This is a genomic window from Candidimonas sp. SYP-B2681 (assembly GCF_003971065.1).
Lineage (GTDB): Bacteria > Pseudomonadota > Gammaproteobacteria > Burkholderiales > Burkholderiaceae_B > Pollutimonas.
On record NZ_RYDV01000002.1, the window covers coordinates 488295 to 501434 of the forward strand.

Below are 13140 nucleotides of genomic sequence, written 5' to 3' on the forward strand. Positions count from 1 at the left end.
GCTTAGGTCCTTGCACGCAGGCCAGTGCGCGAATCAAAGCGGCGCATCAGCGCATCGGGTACGCAGAAGTTGCGGGACTGACCAACGGCCATTCCATGCGCCCGGCGCTCGGGAAGCTTCAAAATCACATCCGAGCGGTTTGCAGCAAGCACACCGTAGATCAGGGCGTCGGCGCCCAGATAGTCGATCTGCTGGATTTCGAGGGGCAGGGAGTAGTGCTGCGCAGGCATATCGCCCTCGGGCAGCCAAGCGTCCTCGGCATGAAAGCCCAGCAGCCAGTCACCGTCCGGGATCAGATTCATGGGCGGTGACCCCATGAACTGCGCCACGAAAGTATTGGCGGGTTCATGATAAATTTCGTGCGGGGTGCCCAATTGCTCGATCTTGCCGTGATTCATGACAGCGACGCGCTGGCCCAGACCCATGGCCTCGACCTGGTCGTGAGTGACATAGAGGGTGGTGATGCCAATCTGTTGGTGCAGGCGCTTGAGCTCCCGGCGAGCCGAATAGCGCAGCTTCGCGTCCAGGTTGGACAGGGGTTCGTCCATTAGGAAAAGGCTAGGCGTTCGTACCAACGCCCGGGCCAGGGCCACGCGTTGGCGCTCGCCGCCCGACAGTTCGCGCGGCCTGCGATGGAGCAGGCGATCGATACCGAATAATTGAGCAGCCCACATGACTTTTTCATGGATCTGGTTGGTCGGCAGACGAATGGCTTCAAGCGGGAAGGCGATGTTCTTTGCCACGGTCTTGTGAGGGTAAAGCGCATAGCTCTGGAAGACCATGGCGATATTGCGTCTACGTGGCGGGTCCTCATTGGCCAGCCTGCCATCGATATGGATGGTGCCACCGCTCGGCTGCTCGAGCCCGGCGATGGTGCGCATCAAGGTGGATTTGCCAGAACCCGAGGCACCGAGCAACACCAGGAATTCGCCATCAGGCACGTCCAGGCTGACGTCATCAACGGCCTTCACCCGACCATGATCGAAAGTCGTACTCAGATGTTCGATACTCAGGCTTGCCATGAATCCCTCAGTTCAGGACTTCGTGCCGCCGATCAGACCACGGCCGCGCCATTGGGCGTAAATCTGTTCCGCCTGCTTGGCGGCCTGGTCGACCGCCTGTTCGGCGCTCAGGTCGCCGCGAGCTGCCTTGGCCATCATATTGGGCAGGATGAAGGTGTTGAACATCTCGCCCACAGCTGGGTTGGAATAACCTGGATGTCCGAGATTTGTCGTCCAACTCGTCGCCGTGGTCAGGCCGGCCAGCTTGCCCTCGGCCTCGCCTTCGAGAACGAATGGGTCGTGGGCAAACCAGGCATCGTTCAAGTTCTTCAGGGTGGTCGCGTCCTTGACGGCTCGGTAGCCCCGGTCACCCGTGGGGATCTTGGTAGCGAAATAGCTGGGCGAGTTGTACAGCTGGCTGTGGTACATGGCCTGGTCGTAGTTTTCGGTCAGGTGCAGAATGAACTGCTTGGCGAGATCTTCGCGGCCCTTGGCGAATTTCGGAATAATGTAGTTGTAGAGGACGTGTACGTTGGCCCAGCGATCTCCTCGCGGGCCCGCCAGAGGGCCGGTAAAGAACACGTCCCTGGCAATATCGGGCTTGCTCTGCTGCGCCGAGCGGTAAGCCGAAATCGAGTTTACGATGTACGAGGCCTTGCCAGCGATCAAGTCTTGGTTGTTCGAGGCGGCATTCCAGGCAAAGACGGCTGGCGTCATGGTGCGATGGTATAAGTCGGTCATATATTTCACAGCGTCGATAGCGCGCTTGCGGTTTTCTCCGCGCCCCAGAATCACGTTGTCGTTTTCATCTTGCACGGATGCTCCCCAAGACCACAGGATCGAGCGGGAAACCATGTTTGAGTCGAGCTCTTGCGACATGCCGATGCCGACCTGAATACCTTGTTCCTTGCGGATTTTTTCACCCACCTCCAGCAATTGTTGCCAGGTATCGGGGCCATTCTCCATGCCCGCCTTTTGCCACATTGAGCGACGGTAGTCCCCGCAGTCGATGGTCCAGCCGTGGGCGAACGCATACCAGGACTTCACGACCGGGTTGTACGAAACGCGTGGGATGACTCCGAAGACCTCGCCAAACTGCTTGGCGGCCTGCTCATTAATGTCGGCCATGTCCATGACGTTGGGGGTGAACTGTGCAGCCTCTGGGCCCAGCTCGATGATGTCGTGACCGGAACCCGCGGACAACTCAGAGGTTGTCGTCGTGACCAGATCGCCAATGTTGATGTGGTCAACGATGACCTGGACGCCATTTGCCTGGCCCCAAGCCTGTGCGAAACCGTCGAACCACTTGTCATAGGCGGGGACGAAGTGGCTCCATTGCAAGATTTTCAGGGTCTTGTCGGCGGCAAGAGCCGCACGTAGGCGAAACCAGGGCGCGCCAATGGCTGCCAAGCCGGCCGTACCGCCGAGTTGCAGCAGGCGACGCCGTGAGGGGGAATTAAGGGGGAGGGAAGGAGAAGTGACGTGATGATTGGGATGGAGCTTGCGATCCGACATGGCCTGCCTCCTATCTGGAAGAAGGGGAGGCCGTCTGGACTCCGTTTAAGCGGCGGCACTACCCCAATGGGAATGCAGCTGCGTAGCGGTCGCGTGTAACCTGGCACGTCACGCATATATGACCAGTTTATCAGTGTGATATGCAAAAAAGCGAGGAAATAGGTGGAAACCCTAGTCTGGCTTGGGACTGACGAGTGCTAACGGATCGCGGCTCTATAAAAGTCTGCAGCTCAACGTGGAGTTAGCGCCATAGAAAAAGATGGCGTATGTTTAAGATCGCGAATAAACGGAGTCTGCGTTCCATCTGGTTGCGAACTTGACGTTCGGCTCACTGGAGGCTCTGCGCACAGTATGGCATGGCCGGCAGGCGTGGCTGCTACCGCGGATATTTCGAACTTTGCAGACGGCGGAGCAGAGGTCCTGATCTTCCAGGACAAATCCATCTAGATGTAGTCGCCAAACGCCTCGCGCGAGAAAGGCTGCAGTACCCGCGGCATGACACCGAGCACGGCTCTTTGACCGCGGCGAGCAAGGTGCTGGCTTTTTTTGTCAGGCGATATCACGATGTCAGTCGTCACCGTACCGCCATATGGGCTTTTAGTTTTGCTTCGCAGGGGAACGCTCGGTGATTAATTAGAGATGTTCCGTGGCGCGGCCAATACAAGACCCCTTATCGCAGTTATTTCCGCTTTGGGTCGGTGTGAGTAGTTGGCAAACGGCCGTTTTTTCCCAGGAGCTGAGACTTGCGATTACATAAAGCCCGGATTGCGCGGCAGGTATCGCGTCCAAGTTCCATATCCGGGCGAGGCCATCAGCAGCATCGGGAAGGTGATGCGCATGCCGTGGTCGACCGCCAGGCTCAGTGCGTTTTCGCAGTTGCCAGGTAGGAACGCCGATATTTTCTCGGAGGACCCGCCAGCCGCTATCGTCACAGCCGTCATGAAGGCATCACCAAGGACGTTAGCCTCCTTGACTGCAAGGGGTCCGATATGCCCTTTAGAACCGATATAGCTGTAGCCGACACATTCGCTGCCGGCGTAGAGCAGAACTCCTGTGGTCGCCGGGTCATTGAGCAAGTAGCGGTGATGCTTCTTTCGCGGGATGCCGATTGCGCGCGAATCGATCTCAGCGAGTCTCTCCATGGACGCAGCATCGTCGTCAAGAGGGACGCTACGCAACGGAGGTTCCGGCAATCCTTCCGTTACCCGCTCCCGCGTCGCGTCGAAAAAATAAATCGGCATCTTGGGGAAAAGCCCATGCCGTATGTAGAGCCCCTGCGAGACACAGTTGAAGCTGAAAGTGATCAGCGCCTTGTAATTCGCTCCAGATTTCCGGGCATGCTCAAAGCCCAGTCTCAATAATTCGTTTCCCATGCCACGACCCTGTTGGGCCGGGTCGACGAATAATTGGGCGAGAAACCACAAATCCCCGCACACCCAACTCCAGGAAAAACCATAGAGGTTGTCGCCATCCTCCGCGATCCAGAGGCCGTCAGGGTCGTCCTTAAGCGAGAACAGCTGAAAGTTGGGAGGACTTGGGGCCGCCATCGGGCCAAAACCATGGCGCGCGGTAAGATCGTTGATGCTGGCAACGACTAGGCCGTCCGCCGTCGCCAAATCCTGCGCTCGGGCATGCCTGTAGACGAGAGACATTTAACAACCCCCATCAGAGCAAATATTAGAAGTCTTGGCGTCGAGCGTCAGGCCACGCGGTCAATCATATCGTGTAGCGTTACTCTCTGGTTGAAAAATTTGGCAGCGAGGTCCACATTGGGAGCGCGAGCAGATCGTTTTTCAGTCGTCGTCGGAGCTCGCGCACCTCACAAGTCGATCGTAGGAAAAAGCGCAGAAAAGCGACGAAGCCGTTACAAATAGGCTCCTGCAACGCAATTAAGCGCACCCTGCCCACCAATAGAACTGACAGAAAAGTGTCAGGCCAAACAAAAAGCCCAGCGTCTAGGCTGGGCTAAGTGTTTGATCCTACTGACAATCTGTTGGTGGCCTGGGACGGAATCGAACCGCCGACACAAGGATTTTCAATCCTCTGCTCTACCGACTGAGCTACCAGGCCAACGTCGAGAAGGCGAAATAGTACACCATATTTTGAATGTGTGCTTTGCACCACGCTTATTTCTATTTCTGCCTGATCTTTGCGCTGGAACAAATCGAGATTTCAGTAAACCGGCGGGGGCGATTATAATGAGTCGGTTCAAGTACTTGGCGCGCGCTCTTTCCTCATGTCTGTCGATGTTTTAACTTTCGGTCTGAATCACGTTTCTGCTCCCGTTTCGGTGAGGGAACGCGTGTCCTTTCCGCTCGACGTACTCAAGCCCGCGCTCGACGGCCTGCGTTCGACATTTGGTCAGTCGGTGAAAGAAGCCGCCATTCTGTCCACCTGTAATCGCACTGAGATCTACTGTGCGGCCGACCCTCAGGTTTCAGAGCACTTGCCATCGTGGCTTGCCGATTTCAATCGGCTCGAAGCGGGCAGCCTGCAGCCACACTTGTATCAATATCAGCAAAACGATGCAGTCCGGCATGCATTCCGTGTAGCCAGCGGCCTGGACTCCATGGTGTTGGGCGAGCCGCAAATTCTAGGGCAAATGAAAGACGCGGTACGCGCCGCCAACGAAGCAGGGGCCTTGGGCACTCTATTGCATCAGTTGTTCCAGCGCACGTTTTCGGTGGCCAAAGAAGTCCGCTCGCAAACGGCAATCGGGGCGCATTCGGTGTCCATGGCCGCTGCTGCCGTGCGGCTTGCCGAACGGGTTTTTGGCGACCTTTCTCAGGCCAGCGTTCTATTCATCGGCGCGGGCGAAATGATCGAGCTCTGTGCCACGCACTTTGCGGCATTGAATCCGCATCATATGGTGGTTGCGAATCGCACACTCGAACGGGCCGATTTGCTCGCCTCTCGGTTTGTCGCCAAAACCATGAAGCTTTCCGAAATTCCCGACAAACTGGCGGAATTCGACGTAATTGTTTCCTGTACGGCAAGCTCCTTGCCCATCCTTGGATTAGGGATGGTTGAAAGGGCTACCCGTTTGCGGCGTCATCGCCCTATGGTTATGGTCGACCTGGCGGTGCCGCGCGATATCGAAACCGAAATCGGTCGACTGGCCGATGTTTATCTGTATACGGTCGACGATCTGGGGCGCATGGTGCAGTCTGGCACTGACGCTCGGCGTGCCGCAGTCGTGCAGGCCGAGGCAATTATTGAAACTCGGGTGCAGAACTTCATGCACTGGATGGGCAACCGGGAAATCGTTCCTGCCATCATCGATTTTCAGCAGGCAGCCGATCAGGTTCGCCAAATCGAACTCGACCGTGCCCGCCGCATGCTGGCACGGGGTGATAATCCGGAAATTGTCCTCGAACAGTTGGCTTACGGTCTTACGCAGAAATATCTGCACGGCCCCATGGCTGCATTGAATCGCAGTGAAAGCGACGAGCGCCAGCAGTTACTAAGCTTGCTGCCACGGTTGCTTCCCAGTACCGAACGTCGCCGTTAGCGACGCTCTGTTCGTACTGCCGCGCCCGCTTTCTATAACTGTCCATTCCCCTGTTTTTTTATCCCCTATGAAAAGTTCCATACGCAATCGGCTGGAGCAGCTTGCTCGCCGCTTGTTTGAAGTCGATGCTTTACTGGCCGAGCCCGAAATTGCCAGCGATATGAACAGTTATCACAAAATGACTCGCGAGCGCGCCGAACTCGAGCCCGTTGTGACGGCATTTGCCGCTTATAGCGGTACTGAAGGCGACATCCAGGCAGCTCAGGAGATGATGAGCGATCCCGAGATGCGTGACATGGCAGAAGAGGAATACAAGCTCGGCAAAGAAAGGCTGGAACAGCTTGCCGTCGACCTGCAAATACTGCTGCTGCCGCGCGACCCGGACGATACGCGTAGCGTCTTTCTAGAGATCCGTGCCGGCACCGGCGGCGATGAGAGCGCGCTGTTCGCCGGCGACTTGTTGCGGATGTACACCCGCTACGCCGAAAATAAGGGCTGGAAGGTCGAGTTCATGTCTGAGAGCCCTGCCGAAATAGGCGGCTATAAAGAAGTCATTGCCCGGGTGGACGGCGATGGGGTCTATGGCCAGCTGAAGTTTGAATCCGGCGCGCATAGGGTGCAACGCGTACCCGAAACGGAGACGCAGGGGCGCATTCATACCTCGGCCTGCACCGTGGCTGTTTTGCCCGAGGCGGATGAGCAAAGCGATATTGTGATCAATTCGTCCGATCTGCGCATTGATACTTACCGCGCCAGTGGCGCAGGTGGCCAGCACATCAACAAGACCGATTCCGCCGTGCGTATCACCCACTTGCCGACCGGCCTGGTAGTGGAATGCCAGGACGATCGGTCACAGCATCGGAATAAAGACAAAGCCATGCAGGTTCTGGCTGCGCGCTTGAAAGACAAGCAACAGCAAGAACAGCACAATAAAGAAGCCGCCCAGCGTAAAAGCCTGGTCGGCACCGGCGATCGTTCAGAACGCATACGCACCTACAATTATCCGCAAGGACGGGTCACCGACCACCGCATCAATCTCACGCTATATAAGTTGGGTCAGATTATGGAAGGCGATCTGGACGAGTTGACGGGGGCGCTGCGCGCCGAGCATCAGGCCGAACAACTGGCTGCCCTGGGGCAAGACTAGCGCTATGGAGACACTGCGCGGCGTGTCGCTGGCAAGCAAGTTGCCGCGGCTCGAAAGGCAAATGCTATGGCAGCATGTGCTGCAGGTGCCGCGATCGTGGCTCATCGCGCATGATACGGATCCTTTATCGTCTGAAACGGTCGCACGATTCCGTGCGCTCGAGGCGCAGCGCCTGGCGGGTGCGCCAATGGCCTATATTCTAGGGCGCCGCGAATTTATGGGCCACGACTTCGATGTGTCGCCTGCTGTGTTGATTCCGCGACCCGAGACTGAACTGCTGGTCGAGACGGCTCTGGCCAGCTTGAAAGCGCATAAGGCCCCGCGTGTGCTGGATTTGGGTACGGGAAGCGGCGCAATCGCCATATCACTGGCCTTGGAATGCCCCCATGCTACCGTGGTCGCTACCGATCTGAGCCCCGATGCCTTGGCGGTCGCACGGCAAAATGCAGCTCGCTTAGGCGCCCGGGTCGAGTTTTTCTCGGGGAGTTGGTACGATGCTCTATCTGGTCATAAGTTTTTTGATTTGATTGTGTCGAATCCGCCGTATATTTCAGCTTGCGATTCCCACTTGCAAGAGGGCGATCTGCGCTTCGAGCCCGTAACTGCTCTGACCGATGGTGCCGACGGGCTATCGGCGTTGCGAACCATTGCTCAAGGGGCAGGCCAATGGCTTACACCACAAGGTGAGCTTTATATGGAGCACGGCTGGGATCAGGCTCAGGTAGTCCAGGATCTTTTGCGGTCGTCGGGTTTCACACAGATTGCCAGTTTGCCGGATTTGGCAGGTATCGACCGCGTGACTGGCGGTATTTATAATTAATTTTTTCCTGGAAAAGAGAGCATCATGAGCGAAGTTCAAGATTTTATTCGTGAAACGGTCACGGCCAACCCCGTTGTACTGTTCATGAAGGGCACGGCCCAGTTCCCACAATGCGGCTTTTCCGGTCGCGCTATTCAGATTCTGAAGGCGTCGGGCGTAACCAAGCTGGTCACTGTCAATGTCCTTGATGATGAATTAGTGCGTCAAGGCATTAAAGAATACTCAAACTGGCCGACGATTCCGCAACTGTATGTCGCCGGCGAGTTCATTGGCGGATCAGACATCATTGCGGAAATGCACGAAAACGGCGAGCTTGCCACGGTACTGAAAGAGGCCGGGGCACTTGCGTGATCGCCAAACGGCGATTCGTAGTCGGGGTTACGGGCGCTACAGGCGCTGTTTACGCGGTACGCCTGCTGCAGGCTTTGCGCGGTGTACCCGACGTCGAATCGCATCTGGTGATATCGCCTTCAGGTGTCCTGAATATCAAGTACGAACTTGATATCTCACGCCAGGATGTCCATGCACTTGCCGATAAGGTGTACAGCTTTCGCGATGTCGGCGCTACGCTGGCCAGCGGCGGTTTTTCAACGCTAGGTATGGTGGTAGTGCCGTGTTCCATGCGGACCTTGGCCGCCGTGGCGCATGGTCTGTCTGACAACCTTATCACTCGTGCGGCCGACGTTACCCTTAAAGAGCGGCGCCGCTTGGTCCTGATGGTTCGAGAAACGCCGCTTAATTTGGCGCATTTGCGCAACATGACAGCGGTAACCGAAATGGGCGGGATCATTTTCCCGCCCCTGCCGGCGTTTTATCTACGACCCCAATCCCTCGACGAAATGGTAGATCATACCGTTGCACGCGTGCTCGAACTATTCGATATCCATGTGCCGGGGCCCCACTGGGAAGGCATGCAGGGCTAGATTTTTCGTAAATCAGTCATGAAGACGACTTTTCGAGCTGGCTCTGTGGTCTCGGCATTACTTTCGTTGTCGCTGCTATCAATATTGAAATCACCTGGCAGATCCGATGTCTCGTAGTCTTCGCTGTCGAACGCGATGTCGCCTTGTTCATCGGGCTCTCCAGTAATTTTCAGCCCGGCAAAGTCGAATAGCGTTGTGTCCATTAAATGTGTGGGTACGACGCGCGACAGTGCGCCGAATACGTTCCACGAACGGCCCGGGAATTTTTTGTCCCATTCGGCGATCATGCGCCCGACTTCCTTGCGTTTCAGATTCTCTTGCGACCCGCACAAGTTGCAGGGGATGATCGGGAATTGCTTAAGCTGAGAGTACGCAACTAAGTCTTTTTCGGGTACATATGCCAACGGCCGAATGACAATGTGCTCGCCGTTATCCGACATGAGCTTTGGCGGCATGGCTTTCATGCGACCGCCGTAAAACAGGTTCAGAAAAAAGGTGCCCAGAATGTCGTCGCGATGGTGTCCGAGCGCAATTTTCGTCGCACCCAGTTCGCTGGCCACTCGATACAGAATGCCCCGGCGCAGCCTCGAACAAAGTGAGCACATGGTTTTCCCTTCGGGGATCACGCGGGTGACGATTGAATAGGTGTCTTGTGTTGCGATATGGAAAGGAACGTTTATCGATTTCAGGTATTCAGGCAATACGTGGTCAGGGAAGCCAGGCTGTTTCTGATCGAGATTGACTGCGATAATATCGAACTTGATCGGCGCGCGCTGCTTTAAGGTCAGAAGGATATCCAGCATGCTGTAGGAATCCTTGCCGCCCGACAGGCACACCATGACTTTATCGCCATCTTCAATCATGTTGAAGTCGCTAATGGCACGGCCTGTTTCCCGTATCAAGCGTTTGGTAAGTTTATTTTCGTTAAGGCGCTGTTTTTGGGCGCGGCGCCCGACCTCGTTAAGATCGGGTTCGCTGGTATCGGGGGCTAGGGTATCGGCTTGCATGGCAATTGAAAAAAAAGTTCAGCGACTGCGTTGCAGTTCGATGCCGACGGCGTTGCAGTCGGAAAAGGCAAGCGGTTTGCTAATACGGATTTTAACCCGGTGCACGTCGGGAAATTCGTTCAGTATGCGGGCGACGACGCGCTCGCTCAGCGTTTCAAGAAGGTTGACATGGGCATGCGTACATTCATCAACAATGGAATTTCGCAGCAGCCGATAATCCAAAACGGTCTGGATGTTCTGGTCATGGACTTCCTGAGCGATGTCAACGTCGAACTCGGCATCGATGTGCAGCGGCTGAGTCGCGCGCAACTCGTGTTCCAGGATGCCAATCCGTGCGTCGAGTGCAAGCTGGCTAAAGAAGATTCGTCGTGTGTGCATAAAGTCGGCCTTGTAGAATTGGTGGAATTGTAGTGCCTCCGCGATTTTGGGAGACGGCATTATTTCGGAGAAGTCATGAATGTAGAAGGTCGCGTGTTCGATGCGCTGATTATCGGTGGTGGTCCGGCCGGCGTGTCATGCGCAGTCTGGTTGGCTCGCCTGGGCTTTTCAGCCATGCTGCTGGAGGCCCGTGGACAAGTGGGGGGGCTGTGTCTCGATCATCCCTTTCTGGACGAGTGGAATGCATCGTTACCCGGAATGACCGGGCCCCAAGTCGCCGAAAATCTGGCTGTCAGCTTGCACCAAGCGGTGGTGCCGGTCAGGCTTTCCTGCCCGGTTTATCGCCTCGAGCTTGCCGAGTATGGCTTCGACGTGGCGGCGTCCGGCTTGGACGGCCCCTTGCGGACCCGACATATTGTTCTGGCCACCGGAGTGCGGGCGCGATCGTTGCCCGATGCCCAGGCAAACGCCGATGCGAATCAACAGCTCGATGCATCTGCTGCCACTTTACCGCCCGGAATACTGGTCGGGCCGGGTGCTCATATCGTCGCGCAGGAGTTTCACGGCAAGCGTGTCGCCGTTTTGGGCGGTGGCGATAATGCGTTCGAAAATGCGATCTATGCTCTCGAGCATGGCGCGAAAAGCGTGCGTATTTTTGCTCGAAGCATCAAGGCACAGCAGCAGTTCGTACGCAAGGTTCCACCTGACAGTGTCGTTACTGGCAGCTATGAGGTCATTGCCGCCCAACGTAACATCAACGGCGAGCCATACGACCTGATATTGGTGTTCTATGGTTGGGAGCCATGTGTTGGCTTCGCCGATGGGCTAGGCTTGCATCGCAGTACACGGGGCTTTATCGCAACCGACATGCAAACTGCTCAGACCAGCTGTCCGGGCGTTTATGCCATAGGAGAAGTGGCTCAACGCCAACATCCCTGCGTGGTCACCGCCTTGGCCGACGGCGTTACGGCAGCCAAGGCGATACAAGCCAGAATCGAAGCGGGCTATTGATGGCTCGCGGATGTCGGGCTGCGGCGGCCTATGGTGCAGGCCTACCGACAGCTATTGACGATAGTCAAGCACGCACTCAGTCAACGCAGGGGCGCTAAGGGTGACATCGTAGGCCCGTAATTCATCGCGCCGGAATACGCCCACAATAACCACGTCGCCCGGTTGGTAGGGTCGCAGTAAACGCTCCAGGGAAGCTGTGTCAGTGACCCGCAATCCATTGACAGCGACCAGGATGTCGCCCGCCGACAGGCCCGCGGCATGGGCCGCGCCGCCTTCATATACAGTGGCCAGGGCAGTTTCGCCGTGAGCAGATCGCAGGCGGACATCCAACGACGTGACGCCAGGTGCGGGCGCCCATGAAAGGGAGACTCCTTGCGAACGAAGCAGTGCTTCCAGCGGTACGTCATCTCGGCCGTGGACATATCGTTCAATGAATTCCGAGACGTCTACGCCTGTCGCTTCCTGAATCAGCGCGGGGAGGGCATCTTCAGGTATCCCATTGGGTGCGCCACGATAGAAGTCGCGGCCATAGCGTTGCCACAATAGCCGCATTACATCGTCGAGCGATCGAGCGCCGCCAGATTTTGTCCGGATGGTGATGTCCATCCCCATCGCAACCAATGAACCTTTGGTGTAGTAGCTCACCAGGGCGTTAGGCGAGTTCTCGTCCTGCTTGTAGTACCGTGTCCATGCATCGTGGGAGCTTTCCGCAATGCTTTGCTTGAAGCGTCCAGGAGTGCGGTGCACATTGCTGATCACCTTGCCGATAAGGCGAAAGTAATCTTTCTCGGCAATGACGCCCGAACGCAGCAACATCAGGTCGTCGTAATACGACGTAAAGCCCTCAAAGACCCAGAGCAACTCAGTATGGCTTTCCCGGCTAAGGTTATAGGGAGCGAAGCGCTCTGGTTTGATGCGCTTGACGTTCCACGTGTGAAAATATTCATGGCTTACCAATCCCAGAAAGGTTTGATAACCCTCGCCTGCATTGGCCTGGCTCAGGACTGGAAGATCGTGGCGCGACGCCATCAAGGCGGTCGACGCACGATGTTCCAGCCCACCATAGCCATCGCCCGTCACCATGGTCATGAAGACATAGCGGTCGGAAGAATCCAGAAACGGCACCTTCTTGGTTTCGGGCTCGAAGAACTTGATCTGGGCGGCGCAGATTTGCTGGGTGTCGAATGCAATCCGCTCCAGATCCAGATGGGGAATGACTCCCGTAAACACCATTTCATGCACGGCACCGTGGGCTTCGAACTGAACCACTTGCGGGGTACCCATTTCGACCGGGTGGTCAATAAGCGCGTCGTAATTGGGCGCGATATACATCCCGAATCCATGGCGCGCAGCGGCAGCGGGGTGCTGATGTGCTTCCGGCAGGCTGGTGTAGACCTTCCAGTTGCTGGCATGTGGCGGTGGGCAGAACTCTACATGGCATGTTTCGTCTGTTTGGCCGATAACGCTTAAAAATACGCTGGTTCCGTTGAAAAATGCGTGTGATTCGTCGACATGAGCGCCGCGCACGGAAAGGTCCCACGCATAAACGCAATATTCCAAAATGAGGGGACCGGAACAGGGCGCACAAAACCAGGAATGGTTGCCGCGCTTCTCGACGGTAATCGGTTTGCCGTTACTCTCGGCCTGTATGGTTTCCACTTGCCGCGAGAAATCTCGAATAAGATAACTGCCTGGTATCCATGCGGGCAAGGATAGCTCCTGCCCATCGGGGTCGGGATTCTGGATGGTCAGGCGCACCTTAAGCCGATGACCGGCGGGATCGAAGGGCGTTACGCTATAAAGTATCGGTTCTTTTTTCATTCCTAT

At 56.4% G+C, this 13140-nt stretch carries 13 protein-coding genes and 1 tRNA gene; 6 read left to right on the top strand and 8 right to left on the bottom strand.

Annotation, left to right across the window (positions count from 1 at the left end; genetic code table 11):
• Positions 1-2 precede the first annotated feature (2 nt).
• From EKL30_RS06865 to EKL30_RS06880, 5 genes are all read right to left on the bottom strand, one after another.
• On the bottom strand, positions 3-1022 hold the full coding sequence (locus EKL30_RS06865) for an ABC transporter ATP-binding protein (protein WP_126706435.1): 1020 nt from the start codon (positions 1020-1022) through the stop codon (positions 3-5).
• A gap of 12 nt (positions 1023-1034) precedes the next feature.
• Positions 1035-2516 (bottom strand): ABC transporter substrate-binding protein, encoded by a 1482-nt coding sequence (locus EKL30_RS06870; RefSeq protein ID WP_126706436.1) that lies wholly within the window; start codon positions 2514-2516, stop codon positions 1035-1037.
• A gap of 443 nt (positions 2517-2959) precedes the next feature.
• Entirely contained in the window at positions 2960-3094 is a 135-nt protein-coding gene (locus EKL30_RS19325; protein ID WP_255414668.1) for a hypothetical protein, read from the bottom strand.
• Between the two features lie 171 nt (positions 3095-3265).
• Positions 3266-4168, bottom strand: a complete 903-nt coding sequence (locus tag EKL30_RS06875; protein WP_126706437.1) for a GNAT family N-acetyltransferase — start codon at positions 4166-4168, stop codon at positions 3266-3268.
• A gap of 342 nt (positions 4169-4510) precedes the next feature.
• A tRNA-Phe gene (locus tag EKL30_RS06880) sits at positions 4511-4586 on the bottom strand.
• Between the two features lie 166 nt (positions 4587-4752).
• Here EKL30_RS06880 and hemA point away from each other — a divergent pair.
• From hemA to EKL30_RS06905, 5 genes are all read left to right on the top strand, one after another.
• Positions 4753-6027 carry a glutamyl-tRNA reductase gene (gene hemA, locus EKL30_RS06885; RefSeq protein ID WP_126706438.1) on the top strand — a complete coding sequence of 425 codons (1275 nt, stop codon included), beginning with the start codon at positions 4753-4755 and terminating at the stop codon, positions 6025-6027.
• Positions 6028-6094: 67 nt separating this feature from the next.
• Positions 6095-7174, top strand: coding sequence for a peptide chain release factor 1 (gene prfA, locus EKL30_RS06890; RefSeq protein WP_126706439.1), 1080 nt, complete (start codon positions 6095-6097; stop codon positions 7172-7174).
• A gap of 4 nt (positions 7175-7178) precedes the next feature.
• Entirely contained in the window at positions 7179-7994 is an 816-nt protein-coding gene (gene prmC, locus EKL30_RS06895; protein ID WP_126706440.1) for a peptide chain release factor N(5)-glutamine methyltransferase, read from the top strand.
• Between the two features lie 24 nt (positions 7995-8018).
• Entirely contained in the window at positions 8019-8345 is a 327-nt protein-coding gene (gene grxD / locus EKL30_RS06900; protein WP_126706441.1) for a Grx4 family monothiol glutaredoxin, read from the top strand.
• Complete coding sequence (locus EKL30_RS06905; RefSeq protein WP_126706442.1) at positions 8342-8917, top strand: UbiX family flavin prenyltransferase; 576 nt, start codon at positions 8342-8344, stop codon at positions 8915-8917. The genes grxD and EKL30_RS06905 overlap by 4 nt, the downstream gene beginning before the upstream one ends.
• On the opposite strand, the gene ttcA is transcribed toward EKL30_RS06905, so the two are convergent.
• Positions 8914-9924: a tRNA 2-thiocytidine(32) synthetase TtcA gene (gene ttcA / locus EKL30_RS06910; RefSeq protein ID WP_126706443.1), complete on the bottom strand. Its 1011-nt coding sequence runs from the start codon at positions 9922-9924 to the stop codon at positions 8914-8916. The genes EKL30_RS06905 and ttcA overlap by 4 nt on opposite strands.
• A gap of 18 nt (positions 9925-9942) precedes the next feature.
• On the bottom strand, positions 9943-10302 hold the full coding sequence (gene folB, locus EKL30_RS06915) for a dihydroneopterin aldolase (protein ID WP_126706444.1): 360 nt from the start codon (positions 10300-10302) through the stop codon (positions 9943-9945).
• A 75-nt stretch (positions 10303-10377) separates the two neighbouring features.
• Between folB and EKL30_RS06920 the strand changes: the two genes are divergently transcribed.
• A complete protein-coding gene (locus tag EKL30_RS06920; protein ID WP_126706445.1) occupies positions 10378-11313 on the top strand; it encodes an NAD(P)/FAD-dependent oxidoreductase in 936 nt (311 codons plus the stop codon).
• Between the two features lie 51 nt (positions 11314-11364).
• Here the strand turns inward: EKL30_RS06920 and EKL30_RS06925 are convergent, their stop codons facing one another.
• Positions 11365-13140: a M61 family metallopeptidase gene (locus tag EKL30_RS06925; RefSeq protein ID WP_370246239.1), complete on the bottom strand. Its 1776-nt coding sequence runs from the start codon at positions 13138-13140 to the stop codon at positions 11365-11367.